Consider the following 18,080-nt stretch of genomic DNA (forward strand, 5'->3'; position numbering starts at 1 on the left):
ACTCGATAGCAATAGGGCTAAAACGCATGCTACAATAAAAGTATGGAGAATAAATTTTCGAGCAAGCAAGTTGCTGAAATTACGGGATTAAGCGTCCACACCCTGCGGTATTATGAACAAATCGGATTAATTGGCGGGATAGAACGGGATGGTAATGGATATCGCCTGTATTCCCAAGCTGATATTGTATGGTTTAATGCTTTACATTATTTTCGGGCAATGGGAATGCCTGTACGGGAAATTCAGAAGATAATGGCCATGAACAAGGGCGGGGTCTCAACCATAACGGCAAGAAGAGAATTTATAGAAAGTTATCGCGAGACTGTTATCGAGCAAAGGAAGGAACTGGATCTGAGGTTAGAAAAAGTCGATCAAAAAATCGATTTTTTCAGAAGATTAGAGTCCACACAGCTGGAACTGGACAGATAATGGGGGCAAGGGTACAGGTCCCTGCATATGAAGTATCAAGAAAACCCCACTTTCGGGTTTTTCTTTTTTTTTGTATTTAGAACGGGGAATTCCAGCGTCGCTGTCACCAAGTGCAGACGTATGGGCTAGATTGGAAATTATATCAGATTACAGCGACATGCTATAACTCTACCTGCTTTTTTAGATTTAATAAAATAGATATCCCAGACGGGAATATACAGTATACGTTTTGATACTAGATCACAATAATGTGCGTACTTCCGGAAATGTTGTGTATACATTAAACTGCCAGGGTAAGCATTAGAACGTAACCCCATTCAAAGGAGAGAATGATAATGACTAAGGAAACCATGAAAGCCGTAGGCCTGTATAAATATTTGCCCATTGAGAATCCGGAGAGCCTGATCGACGTGGAATTGGACAAGCCGAGCCCAGAAGGCCGGGATCTGCTGGTGAGGGTACAAGCGGTCTCCGTGAATCCTGTAGACTATAAAGTCCGTTCACCCAAAAACCGTGAGGAGAGCGTACCGAAGGTGCTGGGCTGGGATGTTGCGGGGGTGGTTGAACAGGTGGGTCCGGAATCCACCTTGTTCCGTCCTGGTGACGAAGTGTACTATGCCGGTAGCATTGTACGTCCCGGTGGGAACAGCGAGTATCATCTGGTGGATGAACGGATTGTTGGCAAGAAACCGTCGACGCTGGACTTTGCGCAGGCTGCGGCTTTGCCGTTAACCTCAATCACCGCCTGGGAAAGCTTGTACGACCGGCTGGCTGTCTCCCGGAACAAGGAAGACAATGCAGGTAAGACGCTTTTGATTATCGGAGCAGCGGGCGGCGTTGGATCGATTGCTATACAATTGGCGAAGTACTCTGGTCTGACGGTCATTGGCACCGCATCCCGGCCGGAATCCGTGAACTGGGCGAAGGGGCTTGGGGCGGACCATATCATCAACCATTTCGAGGCGTTCGTGCCGCAATTGAAGGCTGTAGGATTTGATCAGGTGGATTATATACTCTGCTTGAACAGCACCGAGAAGCACTGGGCGAACATGGCAGAGGCAATCGCGCCACAAGGTAAGATATGCTCGATCGTGGAGACAGATGAATTACTAAATTTGACCTTGCTTAAGAATAAAAGCGTTACGTTTGCCTGGGAATTGATGTTCACCCGTTCCACCTACCAGACGCCGGACATGATTGAGCAGCACAAGCTGTTGAATGAGGTGGCGCATCTCGTCGACGAAGGGGTGATTCGGACGACGACCAGTGAGACGCTCACACCGATCAATGCGGAGAATCTGCGCAAAGCACATGCCATGCTGGAAACGGGGAGAACGGTTGGCAAAGTGGTTTTGGAGGGATTTTAGAAACATTACTTCAAGCAAAACGGCGGTTCCGCCCGGAATAATCCGGGTGACCCGCCGTTTTGCTTGAAGTGCCGTTAACTATAACTACTCTTCGGAATGCGCGGCTTCGTCCTTAACTTCCTCACGGAAGCCTTTAATGCTTTCTTTACGGCGTTCGTTCTTGGCTTCGATCTGTTCACGTTCTTTGCTGCTGATCTCAGAAGAAAATTCGTTTAAGTAGTCTTCAGCTTCATGCAGGTTCTGCATGGTGTGCTGAATGCTCTGCTGTAAATGCTCAACATTGTCTGACCGGTTATCCGGCTTTGCCATTCGTAGATCGCCTCCTGTGATTAGCGCGCCGCAAGGACGCTAACCTGTAGGTTGATCGTTGCCGGACAATTTTATGCATCGTTGTATCTCGGAACATAACACTGTTTAAGATGAACTTGAGAATGAATAATGATCATTGTGGAACCGGCGTGAATATCAAGCATTCAATGATCGGCCTAACATTATGAAGTACACGTTCTATAGGAGGAACTATAGGAGGAAAAGCTCCCGCTATTTTCTGTGAATTCCTCACTATGATTGGAATAAAGGGAAATCCTCCCGCTAATATCGCTCTTTGTGTCACCAAACGGGCTAACGGATAAAAATAAAGGGGGGATTTCCCTCTATTCGCCTCAAAAGCTTGGTTCTCTCGGAATTAGAGGGCGGATTTCCCGCTATTTGGTCTAACATTAACATTCTTACCCGTTTTGGCATGGTGAAGGTAATAGCACTGTACTCAGCCCCGGCCACAGCCCTCGTGGCTCAAGAAAAAATGACTGAGCCGATCCATAGTCTGCTTAATAGACATCCCGCGCATACCGCTTGCTTAATGACATTTCTTGTACGTAATCATTCGCCTCGTCTGCAGTCATACCGCCGTGCTGCTGAATCACTGTCTTTAGTGCGGCATCTACTTCCTTAGCCATCTGTTGGGCATCTCCGCATACATAGAAATGTGCGCCTTCCTGAAGCCAGGCCCAGAGTTCGGCCCCATGCTCAAGGATGCGGTGCTGTACATAGATTTTGTCAGCCTGATCGCGTGAAAAGGCGGTATCCAGCCGGTGCAGCAAGCCTTCCTTCTGGAGAACTTCAAGCTCGTCGCGGAAATAGAAGTCACTCTCTTCCCGCTGTTCCCCGAAGATTAGCCAATTCATGCCCTTGGCCCCGGACGCTTTGCGCTCTTGCAGGAAGCCTCGGAACGGAGCAATACCTGTACCTGGGCCGACCATAATCATTGGGACATTCGGATTAGCCGGTGGACGGAAATGGGCATTCTTCTGAATGAAAATCGGAATTTCCGTATCCTCTGTAGCGAGGTCCGCGAGAAATGTGGAGCATACACCCTTGCGGGCGTTACCGTTATTCTCATAGCGAACGGTGGACACTGTAATATGAACCTCTTTCGCATTGGCCCTCGGGCTGGAAGAAATCGAATAGAGGCGCGGCTGCAAGGGCTTGAGCTGTTCCAAAAGTTCCTGTGCGCTGAGAGAAAACGGAAATTCCTGCAGCACATCGATTAGTTGACGGCCCCACAGCCATTGCTTGAGATCCGCTGGGTTCTCACTGTCGAGCAGCTTGCTTAACCGGGCATCTCGGGCGCGGTCCCGGATGAACCGGAGCATATCCGGAGTGACCCGCGCAATCTCGAAATGACGGAGCAGGGCTTCGGTCGCCGTCAGTTCTCCCTTGCCTTTCACCAGTACAGGAGTAGCAGGTTCAATGCCCAGCGTATGAAGCAGATCGCGGACCAGATCAGGACAATTGGCTGGCCATACCCCCAGAGCATCGCCTGCTTCGAACTGTAATCCGGATGGCGTAAGATCGAAGGCGTAGTGGCGGGTTTCTTTTTGGGATCCGGCCTTATTCAGAGTCTGCTTGAACAGTAGCCGTGAAGGTACCGGGTGGTTCCGGTGATATCCAAGTAGTTCCTGGCTTGGGGCAACCGGGACGGATACGGTGACCGGATCGGATGGATTCACGCTTGCTCCGGTTGGGACACTAGACTCAAGGCTGCCTGTATATCCGCTCAGCAGTGCTGAGATGTCATTCGTCCATGCATCCACCTGCTCTTGGAAGTCTGTATCGCAATGTGCACAGTCAAGCAACCGCTGCGCACCAAGCTCCGTGAGACGGGTATCCAGATTCCGCCCGAAGCCGCAAAAGAGATCGTAATTGGAGTCCCCGAAAGCGAGCACGGCATAATGGAGATCCTGAAGCTGCGGGGCATTCTCTGCCTTGAGGGATTGGAAGAAGCTTTCTCCATTGTCCGGAGGATCTCCGGCTCCAAAGGTGCTGGCGATGAACAGGGCAAACCGGTTCTTAGACAGTTCGCTTACGGAGTATTGATTCATATTGACGAGCCGTACATCATAACCGGCTTGCTGTAGCTTCCTAGCGCAGTCAATGGCCGCACCTTCGGCATTCCCGGTCTGCGAGGCCCAGAGGATGGTCACCGGAAGTTTGGTTGTTATAGTGCTGCCCGGGAACGGGGGAGTCTCTGAAGATACTTGGTCTGAAAAAGGTTCATGCCTGGAGTAAGCATCCGCACCGGGAACCGAAGTTCGGGAGAACATCCCCGCCAGAAGACCGTCTACAAAGTAACGGGTCTTCTGCTCAAACGGCGCAGTGGGCGGCAGGACCGGAATCCCCGCGGCGGATTGCCCGGCATCGGTGCGCAGGCTAGTGATGAAGCCGGATAGATAAGCCTGTTCATGGCTATCCAGAGTAACTGCAGTCCGGGCTTCAATGCCAAACATGCCCGCAAGCGTGTCGAGCTGCTTCATAGTTACGGCCTCCTTCGGGCGGGCAATCTCAGCGCTGACTGTAGAGGAAGTCGGATTGCTGTCCATCGCCGGCGCATGCACATCCCCGGCAGACTGATCCGCAGCCTTGACCAGCGACACAGAGCAAAATTTCAACTCGGGCTGTAAGGACAGCGGATCGATGGCATCGTTGGTGACGTCATTGACAGCCAACTGGGAACCAAAGACATCATTCCAGTGAAAAGGGGCGAAGCAGTTGCCTGGGCGCACACGGTCAGAAAGGACTGCCGGGAGAATGGCCAGGCCCCGCCGGGAACGGAGCTCTACCGGCTCCCGGTCTTTAATTCCCAGCACCGCAGCATCTTCCGGGTGGATTTCTACAAAGGGACCCGGGTTTAATTTGTTGAGCTTCGGCACTTTGCCTGTCTTCGTGAGCGTATGCCATTGGTGCTGCAGGCGGCCGGAATTCAGGACAAAGGGATACTCGCTGTCCGGCATCTCAGCAGGGGGCATATACGGACGTGCCCAGAAAACAGCTTTCCCGCTTTCTGTCGCGAACACGATATCCGGAGCATTGTCCTCTGGTAGCTCGCTTACCGCAGTGCGGACTTGGCGGTTCAAATACCGGATCGGATTCCGGTCGTTGGGCTGATCCGGAGCACTAGGCCACTGCACGGGGGTTTCCCGCAACCGTGCATAAGTAGCGCCGCGCAGGTCGTATCCTGTCTTCGGATTCCAGGCTTGTTGAATTTCTGCATAAACCTCTTCCGAAGAAGAGTAGGAGAAAGCTTCAGCATAGCCCATTTCAGCGGCGACCCTGGCGATAAGCTGCCAGTCCGGCATGGCCTCTCCGGGCGGCTTAACAGCTTGCTGCATCAGAGTCAGATTGCGCTCTGAGTTGATCATCACGCCTTCACCCTCGGCCCATAAGGCCCCGGGAAGCAGGATGTCCGCATACCGGTTGGTCTCGGTATCCAGGAAGCTGTCCTGGGTAATGACCAGCTCCGCCGCTTCCAGGGCGGCGATGACCTTCTTGCGGTTGGGAACGGTAGCCACCGGATTGGTGCAGATAATCCAGCAGGCTTTGATCTGGCCGGCGATCATGCTTTCGAACATGGAGATGGTGCCGCCGCTGGCATCGGTTCGAAGCATCCCCTTTGGAATCTCCCACAGGTTCTCTATGAAGCTGCGGTCGGCTTCCGACAGCAGAGAACGCTGCCCGGGCAAGCCCGGCCCCATGTAGCCCATCTCCCGGCCGCCCATGGCATTGGGCTGTCCGGTGAGGGAGAAGGGGCCGCTGCCAGGACGGCAGATGGCTCCTGTAGCCAGGTGCAGATTGCAGATAGCATTCGTATGCCAGGTGCCGTGAATGCTCTGGTTGAGACCCATGGTCCAGCAGGACAGCCACTCCGGGGCCTCACCGATCCATTCAGCTGCCTGGCGGATATCCGCTTCCGGAATACCTGTGATTTCGGAGACGACATCTGGGGGATAGTCTTCCAGGAATGCTTCCATACTTTCAAAACCCGAAGTGAATCGGGCGATAAAGGCCGGGTCTGTATGTCCGTTCTTCACAAGCAGATGCAGCAGGCCGTTCAACAGGGCAAGATCCGTTCCGGGTTTGATCTGCATGAACAGATCTGCCTTCTCCGCAGTAGCCGTCCGCCGGGGATCCACGACAATCAGCTTGGCGCCGTTCTTCACCCGGTCCATCATCCGCAGGAACAGAATCGGATGGCAATCGGCCATATTGGCACCAATTACGAAGAACAAATCTGTTTGATCCATATCCTGATAAGATCCCGGAGGCCCATCCGCTCCCAGGGAGAGCTTATAGCCGTTGCCGGCGCCTGCCATACACAGACGTGAATTGGACTCGATATTCGGCGTCCGGATGAAGCCTTTGGCCAGCTTGTTAATCAGGTACTGGGCCTCCAGCGACATTTGGCCCGATACATAGACGGAGAGGGCATCCGGACCGTGCTCCTCCAGAATGCTGCGCAACCGCTGCGCGGTGTCGCGGATAGCAGCATTGATCTCCATTTTCATAGGTTCGGCTCCCCGGGACGGGCGGCTATATGCATATTCCATCCGGCCGGATTCCGTAAGCGCAGCTGCGGCCGTGCTGCCTTTGGTGCATAACCGGCCGTAGTTGGCCGGATGCTCCTTGTCCCCGGTGATTTTGACCACTCGGTTATCCGATACTTCGAGTACGATCCCGCAGCCAACCCCGCAGTATGGACAGACGCTTTTAACTTTGCCAGTTGTCATGTGAGTTCACCGCCTCGAAGGTTTCTGTACAAGCTGCTTAGAAATTAACCCCGGATTCCGCCTTCGCCCAGGATTTTCTCCAGGATCTGGTTACAGCGTAAAAGATAAGGGTGGTAAGGAGCACGATAGAGCCGACCACCAGAAATCCGGTAACCTGTGAGCCTGTGGACTGCTTCAGCGGGCCCAGGATGTACGTTGGGAGCAAATATCCGCCAAGACCTCCGGCAGCACCGACAATTCCGGTAATGACACCGATCTCACTGGAGAAACGCTGGGGGATGATCTGAAAGACCGAGCCGTTCCCCATCCCGAGGCAGGCCATCATTACGCTGGTATAGAGCAGCATCACCAGGAATGAACTTGGCATAGACGCAATGGCGAAGGCACATACCGAAATGACACTGTACAAAACTAGAAGCAGGCGCATGCCGCCAATCCGGTCCGCGATCCAGCCGCCTAAGGGCCGGAAGAAGCTGCCCGCGATGACTGTGATGGTGACCAGGTAGCCCACCTGGATTTTGGTCAGTCCGCCAGCATGTACGCCGTCGCCGTACACATCGTAGAAGAAAATACTCGCATAGTTAGCAAATCCGACAAACCCGCCGAAGGTAATCGCGTAGAACATGGAGAACCACCAGGTATCTGCATGCTTGAAGACGCTAAGGTAATTCTTGAGCGGTTTGGGCGCAGGGGCATTCGGGGCATCTTTAGCCAATATAGCAAAGACAATCATAACGATTACCAGAGGAATCAGCGCGATCCCGAACACACTATGCCATCCGTAAGCCTGGGCGATCTGGGGTCCGAAAAAGGTAGCCAGTGCGGTTCCGCTGTTCCCTGCGCCGGCAATACCCATCGCCAGCCCCTGATATTGCGGAGGGTACCAGCGGCTTGCAAGGGAGAGTGATACGGCAAAGCTTGCACCTGCAAAACCGAGCAGGAATCCGATCATATGAATCTGCAGCAGGCTGGTTCCGCCTAGCCAGCCCCACAGAAGAGGAATAATGGTGAGGAACATCCCGAGCAGGCCTGCTTTTTTACTGCCGATGCGGTCAGCCAGGATGCCCATTGGAATCCGGAAGATCGATCCGCCGAGGATGGGGATGGCGACCATGGCCGCTTTTTGGGTATCCGAAAGTCCGAAGTCCTTGGTAATGTAGAGCGACAGAGCTCCGCAGAGTACCCAGATCATAAAGCTTACATCAAAGTACAAAAAAGCTGAGAACAAACTCGGGGCATGCCCCGCCTTGCGAAAACCCTTTGCTTCCATAGTTGACATCCTCCTTTTAGTGAAACCCCAAGTAAGTGAATCGACAAAAAAGGGCCGACTGACAGAACCCGCAGAACTCGCGGATTGTGTTAATCGGCCCCGTTGCCAATTGCAGCCACGTCATCGTGACTGACTTTATAAGTAGTGGTAAGAATACTGGTACAACAAGCCATCCGGCCACAGCATTGTGGGGAGAAACCGTTGTTCCTTCGTTGACACAATGCTGTGTCGTTGAAATCTTATATTGTCAATATAATAAGTCACACTAGAAATGTCAATAATAATAACATATAAATTTCGAAATACTAATAATTATGCTTTTTGAAAGCGATTTATTGATTTTGTGTTATATAATCTAACATAAATGGCGGCTTGACTGTTTTTTAAGAGAGCTGCACATAGAACACTGTAGACTCTCCCACCACACTCTTCGCGTAGATTCTCCCCTTATGCTGATCCACAATGGACTTGGCGATGGCGAGGCCGAGACCATATCCTCCTTGCTTGCGTGCTCTGGAGGCATCCGTACGGTAGAAGCGGTCGAAGATGCGGGTCAAATGTTCGGCGGCAATGCCTTCCCCGGTGTTCGAGACGGACAGCAGCACATCGGTATTCTGTTTTTTTAACGTGACTGCTACCGAGCCCTTGGGATTGGTGTATTTCACGGCGTTGTCGAGAAGAATCATGACCACCTGCATAAGCTGTTCGCTGTTGCCCTGTACGGTCAGGTCCGGTTCGATGTCATAGTCGAAAGAGATGTGTTTCTCGAAAATTACGGCTTCCATGGTCAAAATGATATTCTCTACCGCTTCGCTCATATTGAACCTGTTGTAGATCATCCTTGTCCGGGAATCATCCATCTCTGTCAGGTATAGCAGATCATTGGTCAGCCGGGTCATCCGTTCTGTCTCCGATTTGATATATTGCAGCCACTTCGCCTGATTGCGGATTGTATCGTCACTGTTGGACAGCAGCACATCGGCATTGGTATTGATAATTGTCAGCGGTGTCTTGAGCTCATGGGAGGCATCGGCGATGAACTGCTTCTGCTTGTCAAAAGCTTCCCGGACCGGTGCAATCGAGCGGTTAGCGAAGAAACGGCTGGTGAAGTAGAGGATAATGAGCATCAGCAGGCCAACGGCAGTGAAGGTATAGATCAGATTGGTGAGGATTTTTTGCTGGGCCGTGATGTCCAGGAAGACGAATGTTGAACCCTCCCCCGTATGCTTGACTGTAAAGATCCACCGGCTGTCATCCAGGGTGAAGCGGCCGATGTCCTTGTTCATGCTGAGGGCCTTCTGCAGCGCAGCGGTATAGAATTCATCATCCATCGTGAATTTGGATTCCTTGCTGATCAGGGTTCCTTCCGCATCAGTCTTCACTGTGAAGGAAATTGAGCGCTCCGGCGGCTGGGTGCCGTCGTCCATAGGCCCGTCGTTTTTGGGTATCATGCCACCTTCGCCAAAACCTGAGCGGCCTTCATTGCCGGGACCTTTCTGCTGGTAGTCCGCAATCCGGTGCAGATCCATATTAATATCGTTCTGTACATTCCGGTACGTGATTACATAGATCGAGGCGAAGGCAATCAGCATCATCACGGAGATGGTGGTCAAGTTGACGATCAGGAACCGGTTTCTGAGTTTGGCGAACATCAATTGGTCACCTCTAATACATAACCGACGTTTCGAATCGTATTAATGCGTACCTCTGAGTTCAGGAAGGTCAGTTTTTTCCGCAGAAAAGAAATATATACCTCCACATTGTTATGCTCGGCCTCAGAGTCGAAGCCCCACAGCTTCTCGATGATCTGTTCCTTCGAGGTTACCGCCTGCTTCCTTAGGATCAGCAGCTCCAGCAGCTCATTCTCCTTCAGATTCAGCTTGATCTCCTTGCCCTTCACAGAGAGGCGCAGGTTCGCCGTATTCAGCTCGATATCCCCCAGCTTCAGGGCATCATCCGGGATGACCTCGCCTTTGCGCCGTAGCGCTGCCCGGATTCTGGCCATCAGCTCCTCCGACGAGAAGGGCTTGGCGATATAATCATCGGCCCCGTAATCCAGCCCCGTCACCATATCGGTAATCTCTCCTTTGGCAGTCAGCATGATCACTGGCGTAGAAATACCCTCGCTGCGGAGCTTCTTCAGCACGGTGATTCCATCCATTTCCGGCATCATAATATCCAGCAGCAGCAGGTCATAGATCCCGCTCTGTGCATAGTCGAGTCCCGATCTTCCATCGTGTACCGCGTCCACTGAATAGTTCTGTTTCTTCAATATTTGAGTCAAGGCTTCCGCCAGATGCACTTCGTCTTCCGCTATTAATATTCTCATGGGTATGCCCATCCTCTGCATTGAAAGTTTGCTGATTACTTAAGTCATTATAGCAAGTATAGCAAGAGTACCTTTAACCAACCTTAACCGGATTTCAGTATACGATGAACGCCTATATATGAAGAAATCTAATCCGGGCGGTCTATTTATTAACGGAGTGTAAAAAGATCAGAAGACTGTAAAGTCATTTAAGATTCATTAAAGGTTCCGGGACTAAGATACATTCATAAGCAAGCGGGACGCACATGCAGCACTCCACTACGAAAGGATCTGACCCCTATGGCGATTGAGGTATTCAACCGGTACGAGAACAAATATCTGCTCGATCATGCCGCTTACCTGAGACTCTACCATGATCTGCTGGAATATATGGAGCCGGACGATTATAACAAGCAGCATGAATTTTACTCCATTACGAATCTCTATTTTGACACCGCCCATGATACTCTGATCCGCAGCAGCCTGGCGAAGCCGAAATACAAGGAAAAGCTCCGGTTAAGAGCCTACGGCACTCCGAATCAGGATACCAGGGTATACCTGGAAATTAAGAAAAAGGTGTTCGGCCTGGTCAACAAAAGAAGAACCTCGCTTAAGCTTCAGGAAGCCTACGATTTCGTCGCCACAGGCGTGGAGCCGGAGTACAAAGATTACATGAACAAGCAGGTCATCGAGGAAATCAAGTACATGTTAACCCGGTACGATCTGATGCCCAAGGTGTATCTGTCCTATGACCGCAAAGCACTTTTCTGCAAGAATAACCGGGATCTCCGCATCACTTTCGACACGGGCATCCGCAGCCGCCGCTATGATCTGAAGCTGGAGCATGGTACACATGGCGAGTTCCTGATGCCGCAAGGTCAGTGGCTGATGGAAGTGAAGGCAGAGAAGACGATTCCGGTCTGGCTGGCCAACCTGCTCTCGGAGCACCAGATGTACCGCACCAGCTTCTCCAAATACGGCAATGAATATAAAAAAATGCTGAAAGACAGCAAAATCGAAAGGGAGAGTGCCTTATATGCTTGACTCTATTTTCTCCGCTGCATTAACGAGTACTGAATTAACCTTCACGGAGGCCATTTTAACCATTTTCATAGCCATTGTACTCGGCGGACTGATCAGCTTCACCTATATGAAGACCAATCCGGGGGGATATTCGCAAAGCTTCACGCTGACGATGGTCCTGCTGCCGGTGATTGTGGCGATCATCATTCTGCTGATCGGCAGCAACGTAGCCCGCGCCTTCAGTCTTGCCGGGGCCTTCTCGATTATCCGCTTCCGCAGCGCGCCTGGCGATCCGAAGGACATCACCTTTGTTCTGTTCACCATGGCCTCGGGCCTGGCCTGCGGAGTTGGTTCCTTCGGCTATGCGATACTGTTCACTCTTATTCTCTGCGTGCTGATGTTCATCCTGAACCGCACGGGCTTTGGCGCAAGAAAGTCGCAGCAGAAGACGCTGAAGGTGACCATTCCTGAGAACCTGGGATATGAAGAGGCTTTTGCCGAAGTGTTCGATAAGTTCAATGTCCGTTATGACCTGAAAAAGATTAGAACTACCGAGCTAGGCAGCTTATACGAGCTGGTCTACGACGTTACGATTGATGAGCATACGAGCCAGAAAGAGCTTCTGGATGCGGTCCGTACCCGGAACGGCAATCTGGATCTGTCACTCACCATGAGTCCTACCACTACGGAATATTAGGAATTGAAGGGATGATAACTATGAAGAATTTCATAACAGGAAGCAAGATAGGAATGGTGCTGCTGAGTGCTGCACTTATGACGGCATGCAGTACGAATTCAGGAACAGCGACCAATGCCACGAACAGCGCGGCGGCCGGCACAGCCGTTACCACCAGTGCACAGAGTGGAACCACTGCTGCTGTAGCTCTGGCAAACGTAAAGACAACAGATCTGGTAGAGTATGACGAAGATGATACCACTACAGCCTGGACGGCAGAGGCTTCAACCGGTATTACCCTTGTAGGGACGACAGCACAGATCGAAGGTGCTGGCGCTACAGCCAAGGATGGATCGGTAACGATCACCGAAGCGGGAACCTATATTCTCGCCGGGTCACTAAGTGACGGACAGATTGTTGTAGACGAGCAGGCCAAAGGAACTGTCCGGCTGGTGCTGAACGGTGTGGATCTGAAGGATAGCGATAGTGCTCCTATCTACATTAAGGAAGCGGGCAAAGTTGTGATTACCCTGCAGGAAGGTACGGAGAACAGCATCTCGGACGGGGCGACCTATGTGTTCGCTGACGGGACCGCGGATGAACCAAGCGCAGCCATTTTCAGCAAAGCCGATCTGACCATTAACGGAACTGGCGAGCTGACGATTAGCGGCAGCTACAAGGACGGCATTTCCAGCAAAGATGACCTGAAAATAGTGAGCGGCACCCTGAATATTACGGCAGCAGATGACGGAATCGTAGGCAAGGATCTGGTAGCAGTGAAGGATGGCAATATTACCATCAAGGCAGAAGGCGACGGCATCAAATCCACCAATGACGAGGATACAGCCAAAGGTTTCGTGGCGATTGCAGCCGGAACCTTCGATATTACGGCAAGTAACGATGGCATTCAGTCGGAGACGGCGGAGGTTATCGATGGCGGAACGTTCAACATCGTAACGAATGGAGGATATGAGAACGCTGAAGTGAAGACTGAGCAAGGTCCGGGCGGTATGGGGATGGGTGGCGGCAAAGGCGCCTTCGGCGACCAGGGCGCAGTAGACGGAACCTCAGCAGCTACAACCGATGCTACTCCGGCGAAGACTACAGCTGCAGTAGCGACGGATGCCGCAACCGTAACTACTGCATCAGTGACTACAGCAGTGGCAACCACAGCGGCTGATACAGAATCTACAAGCGCCAAAGGGTTGAAATCCGGCGGAGACCTTACTGTGAATGGCGGCAGCTTCACGATTAACTCTGCAGATGATGCGCTGCACAGCAATGGCAATGTATCCATCACGGAAGGTGAATTCAAGATTACTGCAGGAGATGATGGTATTCATGCTAACAGCCTGACCTCTTTGTCTGGCGGAACCATTGATATCACGAAGAGCTATGAAGGCATTGAAGGCGGAAATATTACGGTAGCCGGCGGAGATATCCACGTAGTCGCTTCTGATGACGGGGTGAACGTATCTGGAGGTAATGACGCTAATGCTGCACAGGGGACCGCGCAGCAGGATGAGTTCACCAGCACAGGCAGCAACATGCTTACCATCAGCGGCGGGACGATAACCGTTGACGCCAACGGTGACGGCCTGGACTCCAACGGTTCTGTTAAGATGACAGGCGGAACCGCCATTGTAAATGGCCCTACTAATGACGGCAACGGCCCGCTGGATTATGACGGAACCTTTGACATGACCGGCGGCTTCTTGGTCGCTGCAGGCAGTGCCGGTATGGCCCAGGCGCCGGGAGAGGATTCCAGCCAGTACTCGGTCAGCATGAGCTTCACGGCAGATCAGCAGGCAGGCACGCTGGTTCATCTGCAGGACAGTGACGGCAACACCATCCTGACCTTTGCACCCTCCAAGAGTTTCCGCTCCGTCGTGGTCAGCTCTCCGGACCTGAAGCAAGGCGGTTCGTATACCCTCTCCACAGGTGGCACCTCGACAGGTACTGCAGTGGACGGATTGTACACTGAGGGAGAGTATAGCGGAGGTACCCAGGTAGTAGCGTTCGACATCTCCAGCAGCGTAACCTGGCTTAACGAATCAGGCGTCACAACGGCTAACACAGGCCGTGGCCCTGGCGGAGGCGGCGGATTCGGCGGTGGAGGCGGCGGTTCCAGACCTGACCGCGGCAATGGTGGTACTCCACCTCAAGGCGGCACCCCGCCAGACGCCCCGAGTGAAGCTACAAATTAAATAACAGCTAATACCAATAAGCGGCCCTTCTCCGGTGGATGGAGAAGGGCCGCTTTTCTTGTTATTGGGTGCAGGCCTGTGTGCTATACTCCGGCAGAACTCCGGTACACATCGCCCTTTGCCTCTACATGAAATCAAAAAAGTAACGGATTACATGAAAGAACACCGGTGAAGTGTAGGCCAGGCTGTCCACACGGCTGAGGTAGCTTTTCTGCAGGGCTGCAAATTTGTCATCATCGCCGATGAGCAAATCGCGCTTCAGCACGGATACTGTTAAGCTACCGAAGAAACCGGCCAGACTGATCAGCACGCCGGAGAACAGTCCGAAGATCGGGGTCAGCGGTGTGAAGTAAGGGTAGATCAGGTAAGATACCCCTGTCGTGGCCACGAATGCGCAGGCGAAGCCTTCCCAGGTCAGATTCGGGTTGGCGGTCGGAACGACCTTACGCTTGCCGAAATAGATTGAAGCCAGATAATGTACGGCATCATTCAGTTGCGTGAGCACTACCAGGAACAGCACCAGCCCCGCGCCATAATCCGGTGTGGCAAATTGGAAGTAGGCCAGGTGGCTGAGACCGAAGACCATGAGCATCAGCCCCCACTGGGTGGCGCTAACGCTACGCAGGAATCCAAGTGTACCTTTGTTGATAAGCCGGGGCAGCGGCAGGAGCAGGAAGACATATACCGGGATGAAGACGATGAACATGCCATACCACTCTATGTAGATCCAGTAGAACTGCAGCGGAATGGACAAGTAAGCCCACAGGAACAGCCGTCGGTCTGCTTTTCGGGTACGGATCATAGAGAAATATTCTTTCAGGGCAAAGAAAGCAAGCGCCATCAGAGACAGAAGGGACACGACAGGATTAATTAAAGTAGCCAGGCAAAAGATGAAAAGCATGCCCCACCAGGTTTTGATGCGGAAGCCAATCCCCGTGTAATCCTTGTCCTTCTGCAGCCTGCTTACCAATATGTAGAGCAAATGAATAACGGATAAAGCTGTAAAGATAAGCACAAATGTAAAAAGCGAGCTGTTCAAGCCATCACCAACTTGTCGCAGGATAGGATTCCAACAAAGGAATCATATGTTAATATATAAAAAAGTACAAGTTGCATGTAATATTTTGGAACTCGATAAGGGGACGTACTGCACATGGAAGCTGATCATTCGGTCTTTATCCTGCTTACGAATACAGGCACACTGTTCACTAAGCTTATTCAAGGTTATACCAAAGCGCCATACAATCACGCCTCTATTTCCTTCAACCGGGAACTTACGGAGCTGTACAGCTTCGGGCGGAAGAATCCAAGTAACCCCCTGAACGGCGGTTTTGTGCATGAAGACCTGCGGACAGGTACGTTCAGCAAGTATCCGAACACCACCTGTGTAATCTACGAGCTGCAGGTATCTGGACGAGAGGTTGAGAAAATGCGGCGGGTTCTGCACATCTTTATCCGCAGCCGCCAGAAATACCTCTATAACATGCTGGGTGTCATTGGTATCGCCCTCAAGGAGCCCGTTGAATTCAGCAACTCCTATTTCTGTTCGCAGTTTGTTGCAGAGATTCTAGAGCGTTCCGGCATCAAGCTGTGGAACAAGCTGCCCGCGCTCGTTACCCCGGATGATTTCCGGCAGAGCGACCGGCTGAAGCTGATCTATCAAGGAAAGCTGAGCGAGTATGTCGCGGAGGATGGCAATTGAGTATTTACAGCCTGTTCTTCTCCATCCATGCAGTAGCCCAATCGACTAGAGGACGCTGTTCCAGGAACCGGATATCAGCCTGCCCGACTTTGTGAATCTGTATATTCATTTCTTGGTCGTATGCTTCTCCTAACCGGACAAAATCGTTGTCATCCACCGCCAGAGTCTTGTAGGTGACCCATTTGCGCTGGCCTTCCACCATGATTGCACTGCTCTCGTGTACCCACTTCTTGGAGGGGAAGTCTGCCCGGGTTTCTGCCAGATGCAAAGAGGTGTTTTTATCATAACCGACTCCTGCCAAGAGTACATAACCATGTAACTGATACAATTTATCGAGCGGAGAGCCTGAGCCGAAAATATTGCTTAAGTCATGGTCCTGCGTGAGATATTCCGCGTACTTGCCTACTGCGGCGACGGAGCGGGCCGGATGATCGGACCTCACAGCCCCCGGCCATTTGCGGAACATTTCAGCCACAGTGCCCATACCTATAGCTGGTGTTATCTCTTTGTTGTACGCTGGCCAGTGCTCCCGGATCAGGGGCCACCCTTCGGGCGGCGCGTCCCAGTGGACGCCGGTTTCTGGATCGAGATTCTTCCAGGTCTGAGAAGGCATCATCAGGGTCCCCTCTTCACCCACAATCTCAAGCAGCGAGCGGATGAAGGTTTCGGGACCGCCTACAACATAACCTAGTTGGCTTAACGAAGTATGCACGAAGATATGTTGTCCTTTGGTGAGTCCGCAGTTCCTGAATTGGGTGATTAAATCTTCTTTCGTTAATATGACCCGTGTATCCTTGTGGGTTGTCACATGAACCTCCGCCCTTCATCTAAAATAAACAACCCCGCTGCAAAAGCAGCGGGGTTGTCTCTGGCTTACCCAGGGAAGCAGTGCCCTTTGGTTATATATTCCATACTATACCAGTCAGTTTCTTTGGCAGCAATAGCAAATAAGCGATCTTAATACATTGACCTGTAAGCGGATGCAGATTAAAATTATGATGAATTCATAACAATGAAATAACAATAAAATAACAAAACAAAGGAGAAATCACCTGCAATGGCTACGATAAAGGACTACACCCCCTGCAATCCCAATGCTTCGAAAGAGGTCCGGGCAGTCTTGAAGTACCTCAGCGATATTTCCGGTAAAGGAATTCTTACGGGACAACATACCCAGACCACTGTGCAAAAGGAGCTTCGTTATATTGAAGAGGTGACTGGCAAGCTGCCTGCCCTTTGCGGCTTTGAGCTGCTGGCGTATTCTCCTAACATCAATTTGGAGAACACCACGCCGGAATGCATGCTGGAAGTGGAGGAGAACAAGAATACACTCGCTAATGCATGGGAATGGGCATTGAACCGCAAAGGATTGGTCACATTTACGTGGCACTGGTTCTCACCCTTTGGCAGCTGGGCCAAAGGTTTTTATGCCGAGAATACTACCTTTGACGCCTCGAAGGCTGTTATCGAGGGGACGGAAGAATACGAAGCGCTTATATCAGACATGGATGTGATGGCGGGTATTTTAAAGGATTTTTGTGACAAACAAATCCCGATCTTGTGGCGTCCGTTCCATGAGTCTGAAGGTACGTGGTTCTGGTGGGGGGCCAAGGGGCCTGAGGTTGCGGCGAAGCTGTACCGGATTATGTATGACAGATACACCCGTATTCACCAGTTGAACAATCTGATCTGGGTGTGGAATTCGCCGCTCGCAGAAGGTTATCCGGGTGATGATGTAACCGATGTGATCTCCAGAGACCTATACCCGCCTAAGCATGAGCACACGGATCAGCGTCCGGAATATGAGGAGCTTGTCCGGATCACGCCGTCCCCCAAGATCACGGCACTTGGAGAAATAGGCGTGATCCCGAGTCTGTCCCAGCTGTCCGAGACCAGAATTCCGTGGACTTGGTATATGACGTGGTCGAATGAATACGGTGCATCTGAGGAATGGAATACAAAGGCGGAGCTGTACCGGGCGTATCACCATGAATACGCGATCACCCTGGACAAGCTACCACAGCTGTACTAAGAG

14 protein-coding genes are annotated in these 18,080 nt (G+C 51.8%); 7 read left to right on the top strand and 7 right to left on the bottom strand.

The genetic code is table 11. The features are described from left to right. The first annotated feature begins 42 nt into the window (after positions 1 to 42). Together ACAN54_RS15055 and ACAN54_RS15060 are read left to right on the top strand one after the other, a co-directional pair. Entirely contained in the window at positions 43 to 429 is a 387-nt protein-coding gene (locus ACAN54_RS15055) for a MerR family transcriptional regulator (protein WP_379156406.1), read from the top strand. Positions 430 to 764: 335 nt separating this feature from the next. After that, the gene (locus tag ACAN54_RS15060) at positions 765 to 1,796 is read left to right on the top strand and encodes a zinc-binding alcohol dehydrogenase family protein (RefSeq protein WP_379156409.1); all 1,032 of its coding nucleotides are present in this window, start codon (positions 765 to 767) and stop codon (positions 1,794 to 1,796) included. A gap of 84 nt (positions 1,797 to 1,880) precedes the next feature. On the opposite strand, the gene tlp is transcribed toward ACAN54_RS15060, so the two are convergent. The 5 genes from tlp to ACAN54_RS15085 form a co-directional block, all read right to left on the bottom strand. After that, entirely contained in the window at positions 1,881 to 2,105 is a 225-nt protein-coding gene (tlp, locus tag ACAN54_RS15065; protein ID WP_379156412.1) for a small acid-soluble spore protein Tlp, read from the bottom strand. A gap of 518 nt (positions 2,106 to 2,623) precedes the next feature. Beyond that, entirely contained in the window at positions 2,624 to 6,859 is a 4,236-nt protein-coding gene (locus ACAN54_RS15070) for a sulfite reductase subunit alpha (RefSeq protein WP_379156415.1), read from the bottom strand. Positions 6,860 to 6,896: 37 nt separating this feature from the next. Then, positions 6,897 to 8,129 carry an MFS transporter gene (locus ACAN54_RS15075; RefSeq protein WP_379156418.1) on the bottom strand — a complete coding sequence of 411 codons (1,233 nt, stop codon included), beginning with the start codon at positions 8,127 to 8,129 and terminating at the stop codon, positions 6,897 to 6,899. A 383-nt stretch (positions 8,130 to 8,512) separates the two neighbouring features. Next, complete coding sequence (locus ACAN54_RS15080) at positions 8,513 to 9,781, bottom strand: sensor histidine kinase (RefSeq protein ID WP_379156422.1); 1,269 nt, start codon at positions 9,779 to 9,781, stop codon at positions 8,513 to 8,515. Then, the gene (locus ACAN54_RS15085) at positions 9,781 to 10,458 is read right to left on the bottom strand and encodes a response regulator transcription factor (RefSeq protein ID WP_379156426.1); all 678 of its coding nucleotides are present in this window, start codon (positions 10,456 to 10,458) and stop codon (positions 9,781 to 9,783) included. Before ACAN54_RS15085 ends, ACAN54_RS15080 begins: the two co-directional genes overlap by 1 nt. A 279-nt stretch (positions 10,459 to 10,737) precedes the next feature. Between ACAN54_RS15085 and ACAN54_RS15090 the strand changes: the two genes are divergently transcribed. From ACAN54_RS15090 to ACAN54_RS15100, 3 genes are read left to right on the top strand one after another with little or no spacing between them, the layout of a single operon-like run. Beyond that, complete coding sequence (locus ACAN54_RS15090; protein WP_379156430.1) at positions 10,738 to 11,481, top strand: polyphosphate polymerase domain-containing protein; 744 nt, start codon at positions 10,738 to 10,740, stop codon at positions 11,479 to 11,481. After that, entirely contained in the window at positions 11,474 to 12,157 is a 684-nt protein-coding gene (locus ACAN54_RS15095; RefSeq protein WP_379156433.1) for a DUF4956 domain-containing protein, read from the top strand. The genes ACAN54_RS15090 and ACAN54_RS15095 overlap by 8 nt, the downstream gene beginning before the upstream one ends. A 20-nt stretch (positions 12,158 to 12,177) precedes the next feature. Continuing rightward, positions 12,178 to 14,343: a carbohydrate-binding domain-containing protein gene (locus ACAN54_RS15100; RefSeq protein WP_379156436.1), complete on the top strand. Its 2,166-nt coding sequence runs from the start codon at positions 12,178 to 12,180 to the stop codon at positions 14,341 to 14,343. A 124-nt stretch (positions 14,344 to 14,467) separates the two neighbouring features. Here ACAN54_RS15100 and ACAN54_RS15105 read toward each other — a convergent pair whose 3' ends face one another. Continuing rightward, positions 14,468 to 15,382, bottom strand: a complete 915-nt coding sequence (locus ACAN54_RS15105) for a phosphatidate cytidylyltransferase (RefSeq protein WP_379156439.1) — start codon at positions 15,380 to 15,382, stop codon at positions 14,468 to 14,470. A 114-nt stretch (positions 15,383 to 15,496) separates the two neighbouring features. Here ACAN54_RS15105 and ACAN54_RS15110 point away from each other — a divergent pair, with 114 nt between their 5' ends. Continuing rightward, positions 15,497 to 16,045 (top strand): hypothetical protein, encoded by a 549-nt coding sequence (locus tag ACAN54_RS15110; protein ID WP_379156442.1) that lies wholly within the window; start codon positions 15,497 to 15,499, stop codon positions 16,043 to 16,045. A 4-nt stretch (positions 16,046 to 16,049) separates the two neighbouring features. Here ACAN54_RS15110 and ACAN54_RS15115 read toward each other — a convergent pair whose 3' ends face one another. Further along, the gene (locus ACAN54_RS15115; RefSeq protein ID WP_379156445.1) at positions 16,050 to 16,853 is read right to left on the bottom strand and encodes an AAC(3) family N-acetyltransferase; all 804 of its coding nucleotides are present in this window, start codon (positions 16,851 to 16,853) and stop codon (positions 16,050 to 16,052) included. Between the two features lie 249 nt (positions 16,854 to 17,102). On the opposite strand from ACAN54_RS15115, the gene ACAN54_RS15120 reads away from it, so the two are divergent. Then, on the top strand, positions 17,103 to 18,077 hold the full coding sequence (locus ACAN54_RS15120) for a glycosyl hydrolase (protein ID WP_379156448.1): 975 nt from the start codon (positions 17,103 to 17,105) through the stop codon (positions 18,075 to 18,077). Positions 18,078 to 18,080 lie beyond the last annotated feature (3 nt).

Source organism: Paenibacillus diazotrophicus (genome assembly GCF_042610465.1).

Bases quoted from the DNA above. Each gene is read 5' to 3' on its own strand.
- ACAN54_RS15110 (WP_379156442.1), top strand. From the start codon at position 15,497: ATGGAAGCTGATCATTCGGTCTTTATCCTGCTTACGAATACAGGCACA.
- ACAN54_RS15120 (WP_379156448.1), top strand. From the start codon at position 17,103: ATGGCTACGATAAAGGACTACACCCCCTGCAATCCCAATGCTTCGAAA.
- ACAN54_RS15100 (WP_379156436.1), top strand. From the start codon at position 12,178: ATGAAGAATTTCATAACAGGAAGCAAGATAGGAATGGTGCTGCTGAGT.
- ACAN54_RS15055 (WP_379156406.1), top strand. From the start codon at position 43: ATGGAGAATAAATTTTCGAGCAAGCAAGTTGCTGAAATTACGGGATTA.
- ACAN54_RS15070 (WP_379156415.1), bottom strand. From the start codon at position 6,859: ATGACAACTGGCAAAGTTAAAAGCGTCTGTCCATACTGCGGGGTTGGC.
- ACAN54_RS15060 (WP_379156409.1), top strand. From the start codon at position 765: ATGACTAAGGAAACCATGAAAGCCGTAGGCCTGTATAAATATTTGCCC.
- ACAN54_RS15085 (WP_379156426.1), bottom strand. From the start codon at position 10,458: ATGAGAATATTAATAGCGGAAGACGAAGTGCATCTGGCGGAAGCCTTG.
- ACAN54_RS15080 (WP_379156422.1), bottom strand. From the start codon at position 9,781: ATGTTCGCCAAACTCAGAAACCGGTTCCTGATCGTCAACTTGACCACC.
- ACAN54_RS15075 (WP_379156418.1), bottom strand. From the start codon at position 8,129: ATGGAAGCAAAGGGTTTTCGCAAGGCGGGGCATGCCCCGAGTTTGTTC.
- ACAN54_RS15090 (WP_379156430.1), top strand. From the start codon at position 10,738: ATGGCGATTGAGGTATTCAACCGGTACGAGAACAAATATCTGCTCGAT.
- ACAN54_RS15095 (WP_379156433.1), top strand. From the start codon at position 11,474: ATGCTTGACTCTATTTTCTCCGCTGCATTAACGAGTACTGAATTAACC.
- tlp (WP_379156412.1), bottom strand. From the start codon at position 2,105: ATGGCAAAGCCGGATAACCGGTCAGACAATGTTGAGCATTTACAGCAG.